The 21870-nt window shown below is 72.5% G+C and carries 15 protein-coding genes and 1 pseudogene; 11 read left to right on the top strand and 5 right to left on the bottom strand.

Going from position 1 to position 21870, the window contains the following annotated elements; all coding sequences use genetic code 11:
* Positions 1 to 219 precede the first annotated feature (219 nt).
* From Afe05nite_RS16030 to Afe05nite_RS16020, 3 genes are all read right to left on the bottom strand, one after another.
* Positions 220 to 612, bottom strand: coding sequence for an ankyrin repeat domain-containing protein (locus tag Afe05nite_RS16030; RefSeq protein WP_239117854.1), 393 nt, complete (start codon positions 610 to 612; stop codon positions 220 to 222).
* A 76-nt stretch (positions 613 to 688) separates the two neighbouring features.
* The gene (locus Afe05nite_RS16025) at positions 689 to 3598 is read right to left on the bottom strand and encodes a hypothetical protein (protein ID WP_203817896.1); all 2910 of its coding nucleotides are present in this window, start codon (positions 3596 to 3598) and stop codon (positions 689 to 691) included.
* Between the two features lie 159 nt (positions 3599 to 3757).
* Entirely contained in the window at positions 3758 to 4531 is a 774-nt protein-coding gene (locus tag Afe05nite_RS16020; protein WP_203817895.1) for a maleylpyruvate isomerase family mycothiol-dependent enzyme, read from the bottom strand.
* A gap of 150 nt (positions 4532 to 4681) precedes the next feature.
* Between Afe05nite_RS16020 and Afe05nite_RS16015 the strand changes: the two genes are divergently transcribed.
* Complete coding sequence (locus tag Afe05nite_RS16015; RefSeq protein WP_239117853.1) at positions 4682 to 7402, top strand: transglycosylase domain-containing protein; 2721 nt, start codon at positions 4682 to 4684, stop codon at positions 7400 to 7402.
* Positions 7403 to 7417: 15 nt separating this feature from the next.
* On the opposite strand, the gene Afe05nite_RS16010 is transcribed toward Afe05nite_RS16015, so the two are convergent.
* Positions 7418 to 8362, bottom strand: a complete 945-nt coding sequence (locus Afe05nite_RS16010; protein ID WP_203817893.1) for an RNA polymerase subunit sigma-70 — start codon at positions 8360 to 8362, stop codon at positions 7418 to 7420.
* An 83-nt stretch (positions 8363 to 8445) separates the two neighbouring features.
* Here Afe05nite_RS16010 and Afe05nite_RS16005 point away from each other — a divergent pair, with 83 nt between their 5' ends.
* The gene (locus Afe05nite_RS16005) at positions 8446 to 8988 is read left to right on the top strand and encodes a dihydrofolate reductase family protein (protein ID WP_203817892.1); all 543 of its coding nucleotides are present in this window, start codon (positions 8446 to 8448) and stop codon (positions 8986 to 8988) included.
* Here Afe05nite_RS16005 and Afe05nite_RS16000 read toward each other — a convergent pair.
* A complete protein-coding gene (locus Afe05nite_RS16000; RefSeq protein WP_203817891.1) occupies positions 8918 to 11170 on the bottom strand; it encodes a hypothetical protein in 2253 nt (750 codons plus the stop codon). The two genes, Afe05nite_RS16005 and Afe05nite_RS16000, sit on opposite strands and share 71 nt — an antisense overlap.
* Before the next feature lie 437 nt (positions 11171 to 11607).
* On the opposite strand from Afe05nite_RS16000, the gene Afe05nite_RS15995 reads away from it, so the two are divergent.
* The 9 genes and pseudogenes from Afe05nite_RS15995 to Afe05nite_RS15955 all read left to right on the top strand — a co-directional run bounded on the left by Afe05nite_RS15995 (position 11608) and on the right by Afe05nite_RS15955 (position 21804).
* Positions 11608 to 12216 (top strand): HAD family acid phosphatase, encoded by a 609-nt coding sequence (locus Afe05nite_RS15995; RefSeq protein ID WP_203817890.1) that lies wholly within the window; start codon positions 11608 to 11610, stop codon positions 12214 to 12216.
* Between the two features lie 337 nt (positions 12217 to 12553).
* Positions 12554 to 12835 (top strand): annotated as a pseudogene (locus Afe05nite_RS15990) (ABC transporter permease); the annotation flags it as partial.
* 1 nt (position 12836) lies between these two features.
* Entirely contained in the window at positions 12837 to 13472 is a 636-nt protein-coding gene (locus Afe05nite_RS45080; protein WP_438868225.1) for a hypothetical protein, read from the top strand.
* Between the two features lies 1 nt (position 13473).
* Positions 13474 to 13941 (top strand): 2'-5' RNA ligase family protein, encoded by a 468-nt coding sequence (locus Afe05nite_RS15980; protein WP_203817889.1) that lies wholly within the window; start codon positions 13474 to 13476, stop codon positions 13939 to 13941.
* 59 nt (positions 13942 to 14000) lie between these two features.
* Complete coding sequence (locus Afe05nite_RS15975) at positions 14001 to 17156, top strand: CHAT domain-containing protein (protein ID WP_203817888.1); 3156 nt, start codon at positions 14001 to 14003, stop codon at positions 17154 to 17156.
* Between the two features lie 12 nt (positions 17157 to 17168).
* Positions 17169 to 17684, top strand: a complete 516-nt coding sequence (locus Afe05nite_RS15970) for a trypco2 family protein (RefSeq protein WP_203817887.1) — start codon at positions 17169 to 17171, stop codon at positions 17682 to 17684.
* Positions 17685 to 17758: 74 nt separating this feature from the next.
* Positions 17759 to 20080 carry a putative bifunctional diguanylate cyclase/phosphodiesterase gene (locus tag Afe05nite_RS15965; RefSeq protein WP_239117849.1) on the top strand — a complete coding sequence of 774 codons (2322 nt, stop codon included), beginning with the start codon at positions 17759 to 17761 and terminating at the stop codon, positions 20078 to 20080.
* Positions 20081 to 20249: 169 nt separating this feature from the next.
* On the top strand, positions 20250 to 21023 hold the full coding sequence (locus tag Afe05nite_RS15960) for a methyltransferase domain-containing protein (protein WP_203817886.1): 774 nt from the start codon (positions 20250 to 20252) through the stop codon (positions 21021 to 21023).
* 64 nt (positions 21024 to 21087) lie between these two features.
* A complete protein-coding gene (locus tag Afe05nite_RS15955; protein WP_203817885.1) occupies positions 21088 to 21804 on the top strand; it encodes a VOC family protein in 717 nt (238 codons plus the stop codon).
* The last annotated feature ends 66 nt before the right edge of the window (positions 21805 to 21870 follow it).

Here is a 21870-nt window from a genome sequence, read left to right as displayed (position 1 = left end):
GGGGGAAGGCACCGGCAGGGGGAGGGGCGGTGGCAGGAGGAAGGCACCGGCAGGGGGAGGGGGCAGGGGCGGTGGCAGAAGGTCAGGGTGGCGGCAGGGGAAGGGCAGCGGACGGGCGGCGGCAGGAAAGGGTGCCGGTCGGCGGCAAAGGGGCGGGGGGGAAGTCGGGCGGGGGTCGGGAGGAGTGGAGCGGGGCTGGGAGGAGTGGAGCGGGGGCGGTCAGGAGGGGGCGGTCAGGAGGGCGGTCATCTCCGGGAGTTTGAAGAACTCGGCGGTGGCGATGGCGGAGGGGGAGCCGCCGTGCGGGTCGGCGCCGGCGGTCAGCAGGGAGCGGACGGAGTCCGGGTTCTGGCGGAAGACGGCGGCGGACAGGGCGGACTGGCCACGGTCGTTGACGCGGCCGGGGTCGGCGCCGTGGGCCAGGAGGGCGGCGACGGTGGCGGGATGGTTGCGGTAGGCGGCGAGGATCAGGAGGGTGTCGCCCCTGTCGTTCGTCAGGTTGGGTGGCAGGCCGGCCGCTACGTTGGCGATCAGCTCGTCGGTGTCGCCGGCGCGGGCCAGGTCGAACATCCGGTGCGCGTACGCGATCGTCTCTTCATCCAGGTCGGTCACGCGCAAGAGGATGCCCCGTGGGGCCGCGGTTAAGCCGCACCGGCCGGCGTGAAGTGCCGGCCGGTGCGGTCGGCGGTCAGCCCGCCGCGGTGCCGAAGCTGTAGGAGATCGACGTGGCGGTCGTCGTTCCGTCGGCCCGGCGGCCGGTCACGTTGACGGTGTACCAGGTGTAGTTCTGCGGCGGGGTGAAGACGACGTCGGCGGCGCCGGTCGCGTCGGCGGCCACGGTGCCCGTGACCAGGGTGCCGGTGACGTTGTCACCGAACCGGTAGTCGTACGAGACGATCCCGGCGGTCCCGCCGCTGAAGTGGAAGGTGCCGGGCACGCCGGCGCCGCCCGACCACAGGCCCTTCGGGTATTCGGCCGATCGCACGGCCGGCTCGGTGCCGACCATCAGCTGGAACTGACGGACCGGCGAGAGCACGCCGTCGGTGAACTGGCGCTGCACGTAGAGGGTGTTCGCGCCGCTGCGCTCGGGGGTGTACGGGGTGTAGGTGACCAGGGTGTCCTCGATGCGGGTGGTCTCCTGGACCGGGCCGCCGTCGACGTGCCACAGGTATTTCACCGTCGCGTCGAGCATGCCGCCCCGGTCGGCGAAGAAGCCGAGTTGGCCGGCCACCCCGATGCCGCCACTGGGCGTTCCGGCGGTCCAGGTGCCGGTGTAGTCGACCACCGGGTCGTAGGTCTCGACATAGATCTGGCGCAGGTCGGACTCGGTGCCGTCCCGGGAGACCGCGCGCACGTTGAGGATGTCGGTGCCCTCCTCGGTGGGCGTCCAGGTGACCGTGGCCGAACCGTTCGCGGCGGCGTCGACCGTCCGGGCCGTCTCCGGCTCGAAGCCCCAGTAGTAGCGGTAGCCGACCACGTCGGGCGTCTCAGGCTTGAAGGTGAGCGTGGACTCCCGGCCGAGCACGGCGTAATCCGCGTATGGCCCCTTGGTGGTGACCAGCGGCGCGTTGGTGATGTAGATGTCGATGGTGGTGGCCGGCGACTTCGTGCCGTCGGCGCGGACGGCACGGGCCGTGAAGGAGCTGTTGCCGACGTGCGTCGGCGTGACCGTGACGCTCAACGACTGGCCCTGGTCGCTGGTCTGCTCGGGGCCGCCGTCGAAGCTGTAGACGAAGTGGTCGACGTCGGGCAGGTCGCTGCTGAGCCAGACGGTCAGCGGGCGGCCCACCGCGTCGAGCACCGGGCAGCACGTGCCGGCCTCGGAGTAGACGTACGGCCGGGTGTCGGTGACCCAGAACTGCTCGACGTCGGCCGACGACCGGGTGCCGTCGGCGGTCACCGAGACGACCGTGAGGCCGTGGTAGCCGGGTGTCTCGGCGGTCCACCGCAGCGTGGCCGTGCCGTCGGCGGCGGCCTCCACCCGCTGCTCCGCACCGCTGCCGGTCTCGTCGGCGAACCGGTAGAGATAGCCGACGACACCGGTGGTGCGCGGGGCGAAGGCGAACGTGCCCTCGGTGCCGAGCAGCGGTTGGGGCGAGGACAGGAACTCGGGTGAGGTGACCTTCGGGGCGTCGTCGACGGTGAACGTCCTGGAGCCCGAGCCGATCATCTTGGTGCCGGCGTAGCTGCGGCTGACGACGGTCTTGACGCCCTTGCTGGTGAACACGATGTGGCTGGTGCCCACGCCGGCGACGGCCGGCACCCGGGTCTCGGCCCCGCCGTCGACGGTGTAGCCGAACGAGGTGACCTCGGCCGCCGGTGCGGTCAGCGTGATCGTGCTCGTCGTGCCGACTCCGGTCACGTCGACCTCGAGGGCGGGCGCGGTGTCCCGGACGTAGAACGTGTAGGTCTGCCAGGGGCTGCCGTTGCCGGCCCGGTCGAGCGACCGGACCTTGAGCTGGAAGGGACCGGAGGCCTGCGGAGTCACACTGATCTTCGCGTGGCCGCCCGGGTGGCCGGCCTTGACCCGGGTCGGGATCGACCGGCCCTGCTCGGTGTATTCGAAGCCGACGACGTCCTGGTCGCCCTGCGCGTCGAGGATGAACGCGCCGGCCACGCCCGGGCCGCCGGCCCCCGGGTAGGACGTCTCGGTGTATTTGCGCGGGACGATCAGCGGCGCGGCGGCCGGTGCGGTGTTGTCGACGGTCAGGTAACACGTCTTGGCCCACGCGCCGACGTCGTCGTGGTCGGCGGGCTGGACGCTCCAGCCGAGGACCGTGCCGTCGGCGAAGGACCGCAGATAGGTGGAGGCCACCGGTTCGGCGCCGCCGCCGGTCCCGATCCGGGTGCGCTGGTCGGGCCGGTCGACCGGCCACAGCTCGAAGGTCGCGCCGGGGTACGAGTTCGGGTCGGCGTCGGTCGTGGTGGCCGTGAAGTAGGTGAGGTCGCCGGCGGTCGGGTGCTCGGTGAGCGTGCCGCAGGGCCGGTCCGGGTTCTTCAGGTGCGGGCCGCGCACCGTCGGCACGTGGTTGGTCGACATGCTCAGGCGCGCCGGCTGCAGGGTACGGGCAGCCCGTGGGTCGCTCTCGGCGGCGGGCGAGACGCGTATGCCGAAGGTTATCGTCTTCTCCTTGCGCGCCAGCGCCTCGGTGACGTAGCGGGCCACGTCGACGTCGAGGTGCGCCGGGCAGGTGGACCCGTTGCCCAGGGTGCGCCGGTCGACGAGCTCCAGGTCCTTCGGCGGCGTGCGCCAGGTCGACTTGGCGGTGACCTTGCCGGTGCGCCAGACCTCGATCGGGGCGGCGGTGGCACAGTCGGCGACCTTGGCCTCGCTCGTCCACAGGCCGGCGACGTGGACCGCCTGACCCCGGTAGGCCGAGACGTCGAAGGTGAAGTAGGCACGGTTGGTGTGCCGGGTGCCGGCGGCGTCGACCGTGGTGCCGAGCGGAACGTCGCCGGCCGGCTGGACCGAGGGCGTGGTGGGCGTGGCCGAGTCGGTGACGGTCCACGTGCTGAGGGTGGCGGCCGTGTAGTTCATCGCCTGGGCGGGCTGCGCGAGCCCGACGGCCGAGGCGGCGCCCAGCGAGAGGGCGGTCAAGACACTGTGGACACGACGAAATCTGTTGTGCGGCATGGTGTTCCCCCCGTTCCTCGACTCTGCCGAGCCGAGCTCCAGGAGGTTAACATCGGCCGCCGACATTTCTCGTCCCCTTCGGCCGGCACCGCATCGGTGCCGGCCGAAGGGGACGGTCGCCGATCAGAAGCCGGGGAAGACCGCCCGCAGGTCGTCGAGGGTGACGTTGCCGGTCACCCCGACGGTGGCCGGGGTGTGGCCCGGACCCAGGCGGCCCACCAGCAGCCGCAGCGCGGCCTCGAGCGGGCCTTCGAAGGTCGCGGTGGGGGTGCCGGCGTCGGCGGTGAAGCTGTTCTTCTCGCCGAGGACGACGGCGTACGGGGTGCCGCTGATCGCGACGACGGCCGGTTCCTTGATCGCCTCGGCCTTGGTGATGAAGCCGAGGAAGAAGCTCAGCCCGCCGGCGAGGTGCTCGGCGAGCACCTCCGCGGTGGCGGCCGGCAGTCCGGCGGCGGGGTCGGCGGCGACGCGGATGTCCCAGCTGTGGTGGGTGACCTCGCTGAGCCGCAGGGCCGCGAACGCCTCCAGCGACAGCGGCATCGGGAAGATCCCGGTGATCTCGACCGAGTCGCGTTGCTCCGGGGTCAGGGCCTCGAACGCGGCCACCAGCGCGGCGTCCGACTCGATCGCGCCGCTTGCCTGGTCCTGCGGGCTCAGCGCGTTCCAGCGGTCCCACACGCTCTCGTTGAAGCCGGGTTCCGGCGCGGCCGCCTCGCCGGTTCCGGCGCGCAGGCCGGCCAGCATGATCTCGGCGCCGCTGCCCAGGTGGGAGTAGACCTGCGCGACGGTCCAGTCGGCGGCGCCGGACGGGCCGGTCAACTGCTCGGCGGAGAGGGCGGGCAGCGCGTCGTGCTCGGCGCGCAGGGCCGCGATCGTACGGTCAGCAAGGGTTGTCATAACCCCTAAGTTTGCGACATATGTCATCGTCGATGGTCGCAACCACGCCGAAACGGCTGGTCAACATGCCGGTAATCAGAGTGATCGTCCGGTTACCCAAGATTACCTGTCCACAAACCACGCCGCCGCCCCGTCTAACCGGGTGTGCTGGTGAAAATTCCGCAGAAGCGAACCGTCCGATGGCGCCGGGCGGCGGCCACCGTCCTGGTCCTGCTGACGTTCTGGTCCTGTGCCGGGGTCGGCGCCGCCGAGGCGTACGTCGAATCGGTGCCGGTGCCCGGGGCGGCCCGCCAGCCGCAGGCGTCGGTCCTCTACTACCGCGACGGCCGCACCATCCTGGCCCGCCTCGGCGCGACCGACCACAGCGACGTACCCCTCTCGGCGGTCTCCCCGGACCTTCGCCGGGCCGTGCTGGCCGCCGAGGACCGGGACTTCTACGACCATGCCGGGGTGTCGCTGCGCGGGGTGGCGCGGGCGATCGTGGCCGACGCGTCCGGCGAGCACCAGGGTGCTTCGACGATCACCCAGCAGTACGTCCGCAACGCGTTCCTCGACCGGGAGGTGACCGTCGACCGGAAGATGCACGAGCTGGCCCTCGCGGTGAACCTGGAACGCCAGTACACCAAGGACGTCATCCTCGAGCGGTACCTGAACACGATCTACTACGGGCGCGGCGCGTACGGGATCGCGGCCGCCGCGAACGCCTACTTCGGAGTCACGCCGGACCGGCTGGACTTCGCCCAGAGCGCGGTCATCGCCGCCGCCGTCAAGGACCCGTGGGGGTTCGACCCGGCGCACGACGCCACCGCCGCCCGGCGCCGCTGGAACTGGATCGTCGCCGCGGCCGACCGGCGCGGGCTGGCCTACCCGAAGGTGCAGCCGGCCGGCTCGCCGATCGGCGGCCCGCTCGGCCTCGTCGTCGACCAGGTCGAGCGGGAGCTGTCCGGCCGGGGCATCACCTCGCAGCAACTGCACACCGCGGGCCTGACGGTGGTCACCACCCTGGACGCCACCGCGCAGCGGGCCGCCGAGACCACCGTGGCGGCGCAGCTGCGCGGCCAGCCGGCCGGGTTGCAGGCGGCGCTCGTCGCGCTCGACCCGGCGACCGGCGGGGTACGCGCCTACTACGGCGGGGAGCACGGCAGCGGCTACTTCGACGACGCCGACGCGCTGCACCCGGCCGCGTCCACGTTCAAGCCGATAGTGCTCGCCGCCGCGCTGCGCCAGGGGATCTCCTACCGCTCGCGCTGGGACGGCAGCTCGCCCCGGCTGTTCCCGGACCGCGGGGTGCCGCTGCGCAACCACGACGGCCTGCACTGCGCCGACTGCACGCTGCAGCAGGCGATGGTCGACTCGCTGAACACCCCGTTCTACGCGGTGACCGCGGAGATCGGCGCCGATCGGGTGCGGGACATGGCGGTCCGTCTGGGGGTGCCGGACAAGTACGACGGCCGGCGGTCGCTGGTCGACGTCAAGGGCGACCCGGCGCCCGGCCGCACCCGGGGCGACATCGCCCTCGGGCGCTACCCGGTCACCCCGTCCGACCTGGCCACGGTCTATGCGACGCTGGCGGCCGGAGGCGTACGTCATGAGCGGCATTTCGTGCAGTCGGTGACCGGGGCGACCGTGGCCGTCGGGGGCACCACCGCACTCGACCCGAGGATCGCCGCCGACGTCACCACGGTGCTGCAGAGCGTCGTGTCGGAGAACGGCTTCACCCCGGGCCGCCCGGCCGCCGGCAAGACCGGCACCCAGCAGTGGCGCGACACCCCGGAGAACCAGGACGCGTGGATGGCCGGTTACACCCCCGAGCTGGCCAGCGTCATCTGGATCGGCAAGGCGAAACCCGGGCCGCTTCGCGACGCCCATGGCGTACGCATCGAAGGCGACACCATGCCCGCCCACCTCTGGCAGAGCTTCACCCGGTCGGCCCTGACCGGGCAGCCGGTCCGGAAGTTGCCCGCGCCGGCCCACGTGGGACGGGTCGACACCGGCGACGCCGGACGCTCGCACGACACCGGCAAGAACCCGGACAAGGCCGCCGGCCTGCAGGCCCCCGCCGCCGGGTACGAGCCGGTGGTGCACACCGAGCACACCGGCAAGCGGCTCGCGCTGACCTTCGACGACGGCCCGTCCGACGACACCCCGGCGGTCCTCGACCTGCTGGCGAAATACCACGTCAAGGCCACCTTCTGCATGGTCGGCGAGAACGTGACCTGGTACCCGCAGCTGGTGCGGCGGATCGTCGCCGACGGCCACCGCCTGTGCAACCACTCGATGCACCACGACGACCTCGGCATCGTGTCGGAGGCGAGGAGCCGGGCCGACATCGCCGAGACCGACACCGCCATCGCGGCCGCCGCACCGGGGTCGACGGTCACCTACTACCGCGCCCCGTACGGCGACTTCGGCCCGTCGGCGAAGGTGGGTGCGCTGGCCGGGCACACGCCGCTGGGCTGGGTGGTCGACCCGGACGACTGGATGCTGCCCGGCGCCGACACCATCGCGACCCGGATCCACCAGCAGCTCACGCCGCGGGCGGTGGTACTGGTGCACGACGGCGGCGGGGTGCGCAAGCAGACCGTCCAGGCCCTCGAGAAGCTGATCCCGCAGCTGCTCGCCGAGGGCTGGACCTTCGACTTCCCGGAGACGACCAGCAAGGCGAAACCGGCGGCCGGGCCGTCGGTCCCGCCTTCGCCGGCGGGCTCCCCGACGCCGTCGCCGGCCGGGTCGGCGGGGGCGTCGCCGGAGTCCACGCCGACCCCGTCGGGCTCCACCGGGGCGCCGTCCCCCGGCGCCGGCGAACCCTCCGGCCCGGGCGTCGCTCCCTCCAGCGGGAAGGGGGAGACGTCGGGCACCGGCGGCGCGTAGGAGGGCGGCGGCGAGCTACGAGCGGTACGACTTCGCGCCCTCGAACCGCTCGACCAGCGCCGGGTCGACGAACGACACGCAACGCCGGATCAGGCCGCCCGCCACCTCGAAGAGCTGGACCGAGTGCGGCCGCATCCCGGGGGCGTAGGCGGCCAGGGCCGGACCCCCGTTGGCCGGCACCGGCAGCAGGCGCCAGCCGACGCCACGCATGGCGAACACCCGCTCGATGAACTCGCGGTAGTGGGCGCGACCGGCGAGCCACAGGTCGACCGGCGGCATCTCCAGGGCCACGTCGTCGGCCAGCAGGCGGGTCAGGCCCGCGATGTCGGCCGCCTCGAACGCCACCAGGTAACGCTCGACGACCGCGCGCTCGCCCGGATCGGCCGGCTCGCGCAGCTCCTCGACCGACGGACCGCTCTCGCGCAGGGTCGCGCGGGCGCGCTGGAGGCTGCTGTTCACCGAGGCCACCGTGCTGTCGAGGGCGTAGGCCACCTCGGTGGCGGGCAGCTGAAGCACCTCGCGGAGCACGAGCGCGGCCCGTTGCCGGGCGGGCAGCGTCTGCAGGGCGGCGATCAGGGCCAGCCGCAGCCCGGCGCGCTGCTCGACGGTGGCGGCGGGATCGCCGAGGCGGGCGTCCGGGAACGGCTGGAGCCACGGGATGTCGAGGCTCGGCGTCAGCGGTGCCCCCGGATCGCCGCCGGCCGGGCCGAGGCCGCTGGGCAGCGGACGGCGGGCCCGCCCGCGCAGCGCGGTCAGGCAGACGTTCGTCGCGATCCGGTGCAGCCACGTGCGGACCGAGGCCAGGGCCGGATCGTAGCGGTCGGCCGCCCGCCAGGCCCGCAGGAACGTCTCCTGCACGAGGTCCTCGGCCTCGTCGAACGAGCCGAGCAGGCGATAGCAGTGGGCGAGCAGGTCGGCGCGGTAGATCTCGTGCCGCTCGTCCCACTCCGGAGTGGTCACCGGAGAAGATTAGCCCCGCACCGATGAGTTCACGGCCCGCCGGCGGTAGGTGTCCGCGAAGTCAACGTGGAGAGGAGCCCACCATGGGCGACGTCATTGTCATCCAGTTCAGCACGCTCGACGGCGTGGTCTCGGACCCGAACAGCTGGGCGTTCGGCGCCGGGCCGGTCACCGAGGACAAGTTCCGGCTGGGGGAGCGGATGGCGACGGGCGTTCAGCTGTACGGGCGGCACACCTGGGAGCAGTTCGCAAAACTGTGGCCGGGCCGGGACAGCGATTACGCCCGGCTGATGAACACCGTGCCGAAGCGGGTCGCCACCCGGACCGGCGTCGACACGACCGCGTGGGCCAACTCGGCCGCCGTCGAGGGCGATCTCGCCGGCTGGGTGACGGCGGAGCGCGAACGGCGCGACATCGTCGTGATCGGCAGCCTGAGCGTGGTGCGGGCGCTGGCCGCGGCCGACCTCGTCGACGAGTACCGGGTGATCACCTTCCCGGCCGTGGTCGGCGCGGGCGACCGCCTGTTCGCCGCCGGCCCGCCCGCCGAGTTCCGCTTCACCGTGGCCGAGCCGGTGGGCACGACGGTGCTGACGATGTTCCGCCGTTCGGTGGATCGCACGCCGTAGCGCGGGCGAGGTCGGCGCTGGGCTGTTCCCAGATGCGGGTCGGGTCGTACAGCGGGTCCACGTGCCACATCCGCACGGCGATCGTCGGCGTCAGCAGGCGACCGCCGTGCACCGCGGCCACCTTGCCGGCGGCCAGTGTGATCGAGGGGATGTCCAGGTCGGCCAGCGGGCCCCCGGGCAGGGCGTCGGCGATCATCACCGCGTCGTAGGCCGGGACCAGGAACGAGCCGAGGTCGTTGGCGGCGCACGGGCGGCTCGTCTGTTTGGCGGCGGCGTCGAGGGTGCAGGCGCGCAGCAGCTCGCCCGCGCTTGCGCTCTCGGCGCGGTCGGCACAGGCGAAGTCCGCGGGGAGCCTGAGCAGGCCGGCCGACTCCCGCGCCTGGGCGGTCAGAACTCCGTACGCCCCGGGGGTGAGATCGGCGCAAGCCGGTCCGCTCGCGTAGTAGTCGACCGGCCAGTTCGCGTTGGTGACCGCCCGCAGCTGGTAATCGGCCATGAACCGGCTCACCGAGCTGTCCGCGACGACCAGGCCCGGCCTGCGGTGGCCGCACAGGTCGTCGACCCGCTGGACGAACTCGCCGAACCGCGTCCACCGGTCGGCGAAGAACAGCACCGTGGGCGGCCCGGCGGTCGGCGCCGCACAGATCGAGTCGTCCAGCCCGGCGAGGTCGGGCACCCGCCGCCCGCTCGCCCCCGGAGTGCTCCGAAGCGCCGTGAGCAGGTCGTTGACCAGCGATGTCGTGTACTGATCGGTGGGGTCGGGATGCTGGTAGATGTCGAGCCGGAACCCCTTGGGGAACCGCCCGGTCAGCCGGGCCGCGGCGTCGGTGGCGAAATCCATGTTCGGCGCGCCCAGTTGGAGGTAACCGGGACGGTCGACGAACGGCCGGCCGGCGGCGCCGAGGTCGGCGAGCAGGTTCGGGGCGATGAACGGCAGACCGGCGTCGAGCAGTTTGTTGATGGCCCGCTGGGTGCTGTCCCGGCTGTCGCCGCCGCCGATGACGACGACCCGGTGCAGCGAACCCCGCCGGGCGATGATCATCCGGGCGACGTCCTCGATATGGCGGACGTCCTGGGCCGCGTCCCCGATGACCACGTGCAGGCGGTGACCGCTGCGGACGGCGGCGAGCTGGGTCTGGGCGAACAGCAGCCCGCGGAGCTGGTCGCGTTCGGCCGGGTAGTCGCGTCCGTCGGCGCACCGGTTGGGGTCGGCCGGCACGGTGTCGCAGGACAGCGAGCCCAGCCAGACGACGGTGAGATCACCGTCGCGGAACGGCCGGTTGTTGCGCAGCAGCCGTTGCTGCAGACCGCGGGTGACCGGGTCGATGCCGAACGCGTCGGGCGTGAACACCCCGGTGCCGCTGTCGTCGAGCAGCCCGTAACAACGGCCCTGCGCGTCGGTGCGCAGCATCGTGATGCCGCCGGCCCGGGGAAGCGTGTAACAGCCGTGCACGACGCCGGGCAGCCAGGTGGCGCGGGCCACGCCGAGCGTGCCGAGCAGGAGCGTCAGGACCACGAGTACGGCCTGGTGCCGCAGCGTGAGCTCGGCGCCGCGGTCGTCCTTCTTGGTGAACACCCGCTCGTTGAGCTGCTTGAACAGCGGATTGGAGATCACCACCGGCAGCACCACGGCGGCCGCCGAGATGGCCAGGCTGCGCGCGTCCGACCCGCCCCGGAACATGTCGGCGGCGAAGACGGTGACCACCGCCAGGACGACCGCGAGCCCGCAGACGATCAGCCAAGCCACCGAATCCTTGCTGGTCAGCGCCCCGAACAGGCCGAGCAGGGCGGCCACCGCGGCGACCCCCAGGGTGAACCGGCCGGTGACCGCGATGTGGATCACCACCACCAGCAGGGCCAGGAGGGTGGTCAGCGCCGCGTGCTTGGCCAGCGACGACGCCCACCGGGCGACCCACCCGATCCGGGCGGACCGGTCGACCCGGTCCCGGGTCCAGGCCCGCCCGCGCGTCAGCCGAGCCTTCAAGGAGTCGCGCCGACGGTGGATCCCCCAGGTCACCGCCGCGACGGCGGCGACGCCCCCGATCGTGACGGCGCCCGCGACCAGCCCGCCCAGCAGGACGGTGAGCAGGCCGGCGGCGACCAGGACGAAGGCGATCACGTTGAACGCGGGACGTAGCCGTTCACCCAGCCTCGGCTTCGGCTGATCTTTACCCTCGGTCATGAGTTCCTCACGGTGCGGTGGCGGGTGTCCATGATGGTAGGACGCCCGTGCTGCCCGAGGTTGTCGCTGCGCCGCCGGCCGAGGTGACCGCCGCTGTGCTGCCGGGCAAGCGCGGCGCTCGAACCCGACGGCGCCGAGGCTGCTGCCGGGGAACGGCCCGGCCGGTTACGGACGGATGGAACGGGGTTTCGGCTCGGCCGGCTCGGTGGGTTAGGCGTGGCGCAACGGTGGCCCCGATCGGTGGGTGCACGGCCCGATGCCCGACCAGCGTCCGTTCCGGGCCCGGTTCGACCGGATCGCGCTCACCTGTTGAGAAACGACGTTACCGCCGAGTAACCTGATCGATCGGCATCGATCACTTGGGCGCCTCCCCGCGGTCAACGACTGCCGATGGACTGTCACCGGCTCGTCCGTCCGCATCCTCGAGGGGAACACCCATGCGTACCGTAATCCTGCGCGGCCTCATGCTCGCCGCCGCCGGCTCCGCACTCGCCACCGGCGTCGCCGCCGCGCCCGCGAACGCGGCCCCGGTCAGCGCAAAACCGGTCAGCGCTGTCGCGGCGCCGGCGCTCCCGTCGTACGAGACCTGGCTCGCCGACGTCAAGACCGTGACCGACCAGGCGTCGGCCTACCTCGGCACCCGGCTGCCGGCGAGCGGCAGCAAGCCGGCCCTCGTGCTCGACATCGACAACACGGCGTTGCAGAGCAAGTACAAGCCCTACGACGCCACCCCGACCGTGCTGGCGCTGGCCAGGCAGGCCAAGGCGGCGGGTGCGGCGATCTTCTTCGTGACCGCCCGGCCCGGCATCATCGAGGGCGTCACCGCCGTCAACCTCAGCGCGGTCGGCTACACCTGGACCGACATCTACACCCGGCCCACGTTCGACTTCAGCGACAATCAGACGCTGAAGACCAAGGCCCGCACCGACATCGAACGCCGCGGCTACACGATCGTCGCGAACGTCGGCAACAGCGCGAGCGACCTGGGCGGCGGCCACGCCGAGCGGACGTTCAAGCTCCCCGACTACGACGGCCGGCTGGACTGAGCCCGGCCCCGCGGAACCGGGCCGCCGGAGTGGTTTCCGGCGCCTCTGTCAATTCGGTTTGCTGTCCCGTCGGTGCTCCGCAGGGTGACTTGCGGTCAACACGCGGGGGTGGCGTCAGCATGCCGATCGTCGAGGCGCACGGCCTCACCAAGGTCTTCCGGCGGCCGGACAAGGGCGCCGGGCTCAAGGGGTCGGTGCGGCAGCTGTTCGCCCGGCGCTACACCGACAAGGTGGCGGTCGACCACATCGATCTGTTCATCGAGGCCGGTGAGGCGGTGGCCTACGTCGGGCCCAACGGGGCCGGCAAGTCAGCACGCTCGCCTGTTTCTGGACGCAGAACTTCATGGGTGTGCAGTGGGCCCGGCTGGCGGTGGTCAACCTGCTGTCCGGGGCGCTCATCCCGCTGGCCTACCTGCCGGGCCGGCTCGCGACGGCGGCGCAGTGGTCGCCGTTCGCCGGGCTCACCTCCACCCCGGCGCTGATCTTCCTGGGCCGGGTCGGCGGGCGCGAGGCGCTGGTCCTGGTGGCGGTGCAGCTGGGCTGGGTGCTCGCGCTGTGGTTCGGCGCCCGCGGACTGTGGGGCGTGGCGGTCCGGCGGCTCACCGTGAACGGCGGCTGACGTGCGTACGCTCCGGCTCTACCCGCGGCTGCTGGGTGCCCACGTCCGGTCGATGCTCGAGTACGAGGCCGACTTCGCGATCCTGGCCGCCGCCACCGTGCTGATGCGGGTCGTCAACGTCGTGTTCCTGGCCGCCCTGTTCGCGAAGGTGCCGCACCTCAACGGCTGGACGTTCTGGTCGGTGGTGCTGATGTTCGGCATCGTCGCGCTGGCCGAGGGGGTCGGCTCGTTGTTCTTCGACGGCATGGCGAGTTTCTGGCTGGCCAGCCCGAGCCCGATGTTCGCCTTCGCCCTGCACCAGGTCGGCGACCTGGCCCGCTTCCCGCTGTCGATCTACCCGATCGCCCCTCAAGGCGGTGCTGGGCCTGGCCCTGCCGTTCGCGTTCATCAGCTTCTTCCCGATCGCCTACCTGCTGGACACCGGGCCGTCCCGTCGGCTGGGACTGCTGACCCCGCTGGTGGCGGTGTACTGCGCGGGCACGGCAATTTGGATCTTCCAGCGTGGCCTGCGTCGCTACGAGAGCGCCGGCAACTGAGAGCCGGATATGCTCGTAATCGTATGGAAACTTCACCCCTGAACGACCGGCTCCCTGTTCACCGCCTTCTCGACCTCCGCCGCGTCCGGTACGCGTTCTGACGTGCGTACCGTTGAACTGCTGCTCGACCCGGAGCTCGAGCACGACGTACGCGAGGTGTGGGGCCGCCTGCGCGCCGCCGGCCTGCCCAGCCTGGCCGGCCACCCGCACCCGACCAACCGGCCGCACCTGACGGTGGTCACCGCCGCCTCGATCGACGGTCTGCCGCCACTGCCGCTGCCGGTGCCGATCGAGCTCGGCGTGGTGCGGTTCCTCGGCCGCGCCCTGATCTGGGCGGTCACCCCGACCGCCGCGCTGCGCGACATCCACGCCACCGCCTGGTCGGCGCTGCGCAATCCGTGGCCGTCCCCGGCCGACTGGATGCCGCACGTCAGCCTCGCCCTGAAGGTCCCGCCCGGGCACCGCCCGGCCCTGCTCGAGGCCTTGACCGGCCTGGCGCCGGCGGCCGGGCGGTGCGAATCCGCGCGCAGCTACGACTCGCTGACCCGGACCGTCGTGGATCTTCAGTAGACGGTGCCGTTGTCGTCGGTGGATACAGTCGTAGTCTCCACCGACGGGCGGGGACGTGCATGAGCATCATCCGGGACATGCAGCGCGAGCAGGCCCGACTGGCCGCCGACGACCAGCGGGCCGACAACGCGGCGCGGCGGTGGGCACTGAATCGCCGCAACGCCGACCTGGCCATCGCCGCCGCGCACCACGCCGCCTCCGAGGCGGACCGGCAGCGCGAGCACCGCCGGTTGTACGCGCAGGCCCGCACCGCCGACGCGGCCGCGGCCAACGCCGAGATCCAGGCCCGGCTCGCCGACCTCGACGCGCTGCTGCTGTCCACCCTGGACGTCGACGACCACATCGACCTGCAGTTGTTCAAGAAGCCGCTGACCGTGCCGCCGTTCGACCCGGGGCCGCTCGGCCGGGCCCATCCGCGCCCCAGCTGGGACAGCTTCCTGCCGCCGCTGCCGCGCGGCGTCGGCAAGATCCTCGGCCGGGAGCGGCTGCACCAGCAGCACACGGCAAGCGCCCGGCGGGCCTTCGAGGACGCGGTCAGCCGGTGGGAACAGGCCGAGGAGCGGCGCAAGCGGCAACTGGCGCAGCGCCGCCGGGCGTACGACGAGCGGGTCGGCAAGCACGAGGCCAAGGTGGCCGCCTACAACGCCGAGGTCGACCGGTTCGCGGCCGCGGTCGCCGCCGCCGAACCGGCGTCGGTGGTGGAGTACTTCGCGATGGTGCTCGGCAACTCCGTCTATCCCGACGACTTCCCGCAGCACTTCCGGCTGGCCTACCTGCCCCACCAGAAGCATCTGCTGGTCGAGTACCACCTGCCGCCGGTCGAGGTGATCCCGGTGGTCAGGGAGTACCGCTACGACCGGGCCCGCGACGACCTGGCCGTGGTGCCGCGCGAGGAGGCCGAGATCCGCCGCCGCTACTGCGGGGTGATCGCCCAGGTCGCCCTGCGGACGGTGCACGAGATCATCGAGGCCGACCGGGGCGGGCTCGTGCGGCGGGTGTCGTTGAACGGCATCGTCGAGGCGGTCGACCGGCGCACCGGCCGGTTCGTGCGGCCGGTGCTCGTCTCGGTGCAGACCGACCGGGACACGTTCGCCGGCATCAAGCTGCGCCGGGTCGACCCGGTGGCCTGCCTGACCTACCTGCACGGCGCGCTGTCGCCGGCCCCCGACGAGCTGATCGCGGTCGACGCGAAGATCGACTTCGACCGGGAGGCCGACCTCGACTTCGCCGAGGAGTTCAACGTCCTCGCCGACCTCGACGAGCGGCCCAACCTGATGACGATCAGCGACGAGGCGTGGGAGCGGCAGCTCAGCGACCTGTTCGGGGTGATGGGCCTGGAGATGGAGGCGGCCACCCGCACCGCTGCCGGCACGACGTGGCGGGCCACCGACCCACGGCCGATCTTCGGCGGCCCGGTGGTGGTCCACGCGACGCGCACGCTGCCCGCCGGCCCCCGGGCGGTCCGCCGGTTGGCCGCCGCGGTCGCCGCCGCCGGCGCCACCAAGGGCATCCTGATCTCGCTGGGCGGCATCGAGCCGGAGGCCTACGAGGCGACCGCCGGCCAGCCGCTCGAGCTGATCGACGCCCCCGCGCTGATCTCCCTGCTCGCCACCTACAGCGGGATCAAGGTGCGGGTCGAGCCGCCGGTGACGGTCGGCGGCCTGGCCTACGCCGCCCCGCCCGACGAGGCGATTCCGCCGGAGTCGACCCCCGGCACCACGGTTCTCGAGCCGGCCGTCACCGGCGGCGGGGCCGAGCCGGAGCGGCAAGCCGATCCGCATCGGGTGCTCGTCGGCCAGATGCCGGCCCAGGTGCGCGAGGACACCGAGGTCAGCCTGATCGTCTACGTCGCGCTGGCCGCCCCGGCCGACGAGGCTACCCGGAGCGCGCCGATGAAGCCGTGGCCGATCCCGGCCGACGGCTCCCCGGTGACGATCGTCGCGCACGCCTCCACCGGCCTGGTCCCGCTCGGGCCGGAGCAGCAGGTGCTCCGGGTCCCGGCGGCGGCCGACTCGGAACCGGTGCGGTTCGTGTTCCGGGCGACCGGCGTCGACGTCCGTACCGTCCAGGTCACGGCCTGGGCCGGGGGAACGTACCTCGGCAAGCTCGTCTTCGAGGTGTCGGTCACCGACCGGGGACCCAACCTGGGGGCGGCGACCAAGTCGGCCGGTCTCGACGGCGTGCGACCCGACGACGGCGCGGTGACCCTGCAGGTGCGGCGCTCGGAGGGGCGCTACAGCTTCCAGCTGCACAACAACCAATGCGTGTACGACCCGGTGACGGTGACCGTGGCCGCCGACGCGAGCGGCGTCCTCGAGCGGGCGCTGAGCATGTTGCGGCGCTTCGCCCGGGACGCGTCGCCGCCCGCGTACACCCCGCCGATCGCCCGCGAGTGGCTGCGCAGCGTGGGGGTCTCGCTGTGGCTGGGTATCGTGCCCGAGGCGATCCGGGAGCAGTACCTCCGCCTGCACGGCACCATCCGGACGTTCTCGATCGCCACCGGCAACGACAACCTGCCGTGGGAGCTGCTCTACCCGATGACCCGCGACCACGACGCCGGCTTCCTGGTCAGCCAGTTCCCGGTGACCCGTACCGTGTTCAACACCGACCGCTCCCGCGAGATCAACCTCGGGCACGCCCGGTTCGTGCAGGGCAACCGGGCGCCGGCCAACGCCGACGCCGAGTTCCGGGCCATCCACCGGATCGTGTCGGCGCAGGCCGAGCCGCTGCTGGTGACCGACATCGGCGACCTGCTCGACCTGCTCGACAGCGGGCAGGCCGGGCTGACCCACTTCGCCTGCCACGCCACCTACCGCGACGACGGCTCGGGCGGCGCCATCCCGATGCTCGGCGGCGAGTTCTCGCCGCTCATGCTCGAGGCGGTGAAGGCCAAGGAACTGCTGGCCGCGAACCGCCCGCTGGTCTTCATCAACGCGTGCCAGTCGGCCGGTGCGGTGCCCCACTTCACCCAGATGATGGGCTGGGCGCAACAGTTCCTGCCGGCCGGGGCGGGCGCGTTCGTGGGCACCCTCTGGGACGTCCGCAGCAGCACCGCCCAGGCGTTCGCCGAGGAGTTCTACGCCGGGCTGATGGCGGGCGAGACCCTCGGCCAGGCCACCCTGGCCGCCCGCCAGGCCATCCAGGACGACATGGACCCGACGTGGCTCGCCTATACCGTGTACGGCGATCCGAACGCCCACGCGTACCTCGGTTGAGAGAGGCCGACCATGAAGATCACCGACGACGGCGTACGCATCGCCGACCTGATCGGCGCCGTCAAGGACGCGGTCCGCGAGGCCGGCATCTCGCAGGTGGACGCCGACCGGGACATCCGGGTGAGCCGGATCGACCTCACCCTGTCGGTCGTGGCGTCCCACGGCGGCGGCGCCGGCCTGGAGATGAAGGTCCCGGTCATCGGCCTGAAACTGGGCGGCCGGTACAGGCACGGCACGTCGTCGACCCAGACCGTCCAGGTGACCCTGGTCCCGCCCGGCGCGGCGGGCGCCGAGGTGCGCTCCGGCGACGTCGAGGAGTCGCTTGTCGACGCGATCCGCACGGTCCGGGCGGCGGTGGCCGCCGGCCTCGGCGGGGACGACCCGTTCGTGCTGGAGCAGAGCACCGTGACACTGGTGTTCGCGATCACCGACACCGGCTCGATCACCCTGCTCGGCGAGGGCGACCTGTCCGACGCCGAGACGAGCACGCTGATGCTGACCCTGGTCCCGGCCGACGCCGCGCCCTGACCCGTCACCTGTCCGGTGAATGTGGAACGTTCGGGGGAGATCAACCACTGATCAAGACCGATAGTGTCGGGCCCGTGACGCGGACGGTCGATCGGTTCACGGATGGCCCCCTGGGCCGGTGCGTGCTGGCCACCGCCGCTGTCGCGCTCGTGGGCACGCTGTGGTGCGTGGCGTACCTGACCGTCGGCGCGGGCACCGAGGCCATCGCGTACGTCTTCGTGCCGATCGGTGGGGTGCTCGCCGGCGCCGCCATCTTCCGGTTGTGCCGCGGCGGCCTCGCCCCCGACGCCCGGTGGTTCTGGCGGTCGCTGCTCGTCGCCGTCGCGGCGGCCACCGTCGGCTACACCTGGCTGGCCGTCGACATGTTCGGGCACGAGGCCGAGGCCCGCACCCGCAGCATGCCGGTGCCGGCGGCGGTCTGGGTGGCGCTCGGCTTCCTGCTCGCCATCTGGACGCTGGGGCGGGTGCCGGTGGCCACGGCGAGCGGAGCCGAGCGATGGCGGGTCCGGCTCGACCGGACGATCGCGTTCCTCGGCTGCGGCGCCCTGTTGTGGTACGTCGGGCTGGCCCCGATGCTGTCCGCCCGCGAGCCCTGGAGCCGGCAGGCCATGGTGCTCGTCGGGCTGTGCCTGCTGGGCGCGGCCGGGTCGGCGGCGAAGGTGTCGTACATCCTGGGCGGACCGGTCGACCGGACGGCGATCCGGTTCGTCGCGGCCGGCGGCGGTGTCCCGGCCGCGCTCGTCGCCGTGCTCGCGGTGCGGTTCGGCTACGTGGCCAGCATCCCCGCCCAGGCGATCGTGATGCCGCTGACCCCCCTGCTGATCACGCTCGGTGTCGCCGCCCAGGGCCGCGCCGACCGGGCCCCGCGCCGCGCCCCGGAACGTCCCGGCGCGATATTGCCCTACCTGGCGATCGTGGCCGTCGACGTGCCGCTGATCGCGGTCGCGTTCGGGGCGCCGCTGACCTGGCCGCTGCGGTTCGCGCTGCTCGCCACGGTCGCGGTGACCGCCCTGGTCACGGCCCGGCAATACCTGGCCCACCGGGAGAACGCCCGGCTCCTGCGCAACACCCGGGTGCAGGAGGAACGCCTGCAGTACGAGGTCAGCCACGACGGCCTCACCGGACTGGCCAACCGGGCGCTGTTCCGCGACCGGCTCGCGGCCGCCCTGGCCACCGGCGGCCCGGTGTCGGTGCTGCTGGTCGACCTGGACGACTTCAAGACCGTCAACGACCTGCTCGGCCACGGCGTCGGCGACCGCCTGCTCGTCTCGGTCGCCCGGCTGCTGCGGGCCGAGGCCGGGACGGACGGCCTGCCGGTGCGGGTCGGCGGCGACGAGTTCGCGGTGCTGCTCACCGCGCCCGGCGCCGATCCCGAGGAACTGGCCGGCCGGCTGCTGGCCGCGCTCACCCGCCCGATAAGCGAGCACCGGCTGCTCATGCAGGCCAGCATCGGCATCGCGGTCGCCGCGCCGCGCGCCACCGTCGACTCGGTGCTGCTGAACGCCGACGTCGCCATGTACACGGCGAAACAGCAGGGCAAAGCCGGTTTCGTACGCTACGTGGACGGTATGCGCGAGCCTGTCCTGGCCCACATGCGGCTCGGTGGTGAGCTGCGCCGGGCCCTGGAGAACGACGAGTTCCGGGTCGTCTACCAGCCGATCATGCGGCTCGACGACTACCGGCTCATCGGCGTGGAGGCCCTGGTCCGCTGGGACCACCCGGCGCGCGGGGTGGTCGGCCCGGCGGAATTCATCCCGGCCGCGGAGCGTACCGGCCTGATCGTGCCGCTGGGCCGGTTCGTGCTGCGCGAGACGTGCCGGCAGGCGGCCGCCTGGCTGGCCGAGTTCGGCCCGGACGCGCTGCGTGAGGCAGGCCTCAACGTCTCCGCCCGCCAGCTCCACGACCCCGACTTCGTCGCCGAGGTGACCAGCGCGCTCACCGACAGCGGTCTGCCCTGCGAACGCCTGGTGCTCGAGGTGACCGAGTCGGCGGTGCTGCGCGGCCAGCAGGTCTCCCGCGCTCTGTACGAACTCGACCGGATGGGCATCCGCCTGGCCCTGGACGACTTCGGCACCGGCGAGTCCTCGTTGAGCCTGCTGCGCGCGTTCCCGGCGGCGATCATCAAACTCGACAAGTCCTTCGTGGACGGCATCGAGATCGACGACGGCCGCCCGGCCGCCGCCGACGCCCGCCAGGCCGTGGCCCGCGCCGTGATCCAGCTGGCCGACGCACTGGGCCTGGACACCGTCGCCGAGGGGGTGGAGTGCCCCGAGCAGGTGACGGTGCTGCGCGAACTCGGCTACACCGTCGGCCAGGGCTACCACCTCGCCCAGCCGATGACCGCCGCCGACGTCTCCACCCTGCTGGCCCGCCAGCAGCCGGCCGGCATCATCTGAGCCCGGCGGTCCTGGCCGGTCCCCGCCGAACCTCGATCCGCCGCCACCGCCGTGGTGGGCGCCGCGGTGCCGGCCGACCGGATCGCCGCGAACGTCGCCACCGTCGCGCAGGCCGAGATCTCCACAACTTCCCCACCAGCCACACCCGCTCTTGTGCTTCGGTGAGCGGATGGTTGGACTCCCGGCGGCTACGGCCGCACCTGATCAGATCGCCTACATGGACGCGGCTGCCGGCACGGCGGTCGGCATGGACTACAAGCAGCGATTCGCCGCCGCTCTGGACGTCGGCCCCGGACAGACAGTGCTGGACGCCGGATGCGGCCCGGCGACGGACCTGGCTCACCTTGCCGATGCGGTAGGCGGGGAAGGGAAGGTCATCGGCGTCGACCGCGATACCCGGATGCTGGCGGAAGCGCGGTTCCGGACGGCCGGCCGGTCGAACGTGCAGTTGCTCCAGGGCGATGTCCTTGGCCTGCCCTTACCTGACGGCAGCGTCGACCGCGCGCGGACGGATCGAGTCCTGCAGCACGTGCCCGACCCGGCGGGGGCGGTGGGCGAAGTGCGCCGGGTGCTTCGCCGCGGAGGGCTTTTCGGCATGGCGGAACCGGATTGGGACACCCTGGCGGTCGCCGATCCGGATGTCGACACCAGCCGGCAGTTCGCTCGCTTCGTCGCGGGCCGGGTGCGTAATCCGACCATCGGGCGGGAGTTGGTTCACCGGTGCGTCCGAGCCGGCTTCCGCATCAGATCCGTCGAACCGGTTGCGGTGCTGTTCCGCGACTTCGGTACGGCGGACGAGATCCTCGGCTTGCGGCGCAACTCGGCCCGGGCGGTGCGGGCGGGGGTGCTGAGCGAGTCCGATGCCGGGGCCTGGCTGCGGCGGTTGACGGGCGGTCCGGTCGTCGCCGGCTTCACGTTCTATCTGGTCGTCGCCGAGTCCTGAGCCGGCCCGCGACACAGTCGGAGCTGGTGAAGCTCGCCTGATCCGGGCGCCTAACATCGTTGTCATGGCTACCCGGTTCGTGCAGATCAACATGAAGGCTCGGGACGATGCGGCGCTCGGCGGTTTCTGGGCGGGGGCGCTCGGCTGGGCGATGTCCAGTGAGGGGCCGGGGGTGACCAATCTGGAGCCGGTGGGGTTCGACTACCCGGACCCGGCAGCGGTCTGCATCGACCTCGTCGTCTCGGCGGAGCCCAAGACGACGCGCAACCGGGTGCGGCTCGAGCTGGCGGCCACGTCGGAGGCCGAACGGGCGGAGCTGATCGGGCGGCTGACCGAGCTCGGCGCCACGCCGGCCGGGACCGGGCCGGGGGAGATGGTCGACCCGGAGGGCAACGAGTTCCGGGTGGTCGACTCGTCGGGCCCGGCGACCGGGCCGATCGCCGCGATGGTGGTCGACTGTGCCGATCCGCGGGCGATGGCCGGGTTCTGGGGTGCGGCGACGGACTGGATCGTGCACGAGGTGGGCGACCAGGAGGCGGTTCTGCGGTCCGCCAAGGGGGTCGGCCCCTGGCTGCGCTTCGTCCGGACGGCCGAGGAGAAGACCGGCTGGAACCGCGTCCATCTCGACGTCCGGCCCTACCCGGGCGACGACATGCGGGCCGAGGCGGTCCGGCTGCGGGCGCTCGGCGCCACCGCCGTCGATCTGGGCGATGCGGAGGTGTCGTGGACGGTTCTCGCCGACCCGGAGGGCAACGAGTTCTGCGTCCTCGCGCCGGCCTGACCGGAAACGTTTTCCGTCGGACACCTTGCGGCGGACCGCCCCGGTAAGCCTATATTTCCGATAGAG

The organism is Paractinoplanes ferrugineus (assembly GCF_016862195.1).
Classification (GTDB): domain Bacteria; phylum Actinomycetota; class Actinomycetes; order Mycobacteriales; family Micromonosporaceae; genus Actinoplanes; species Actinoplanes ferrugineus.
This window is presented reverse-complemented; position numbering and strand designations above follow the sequence as displayed.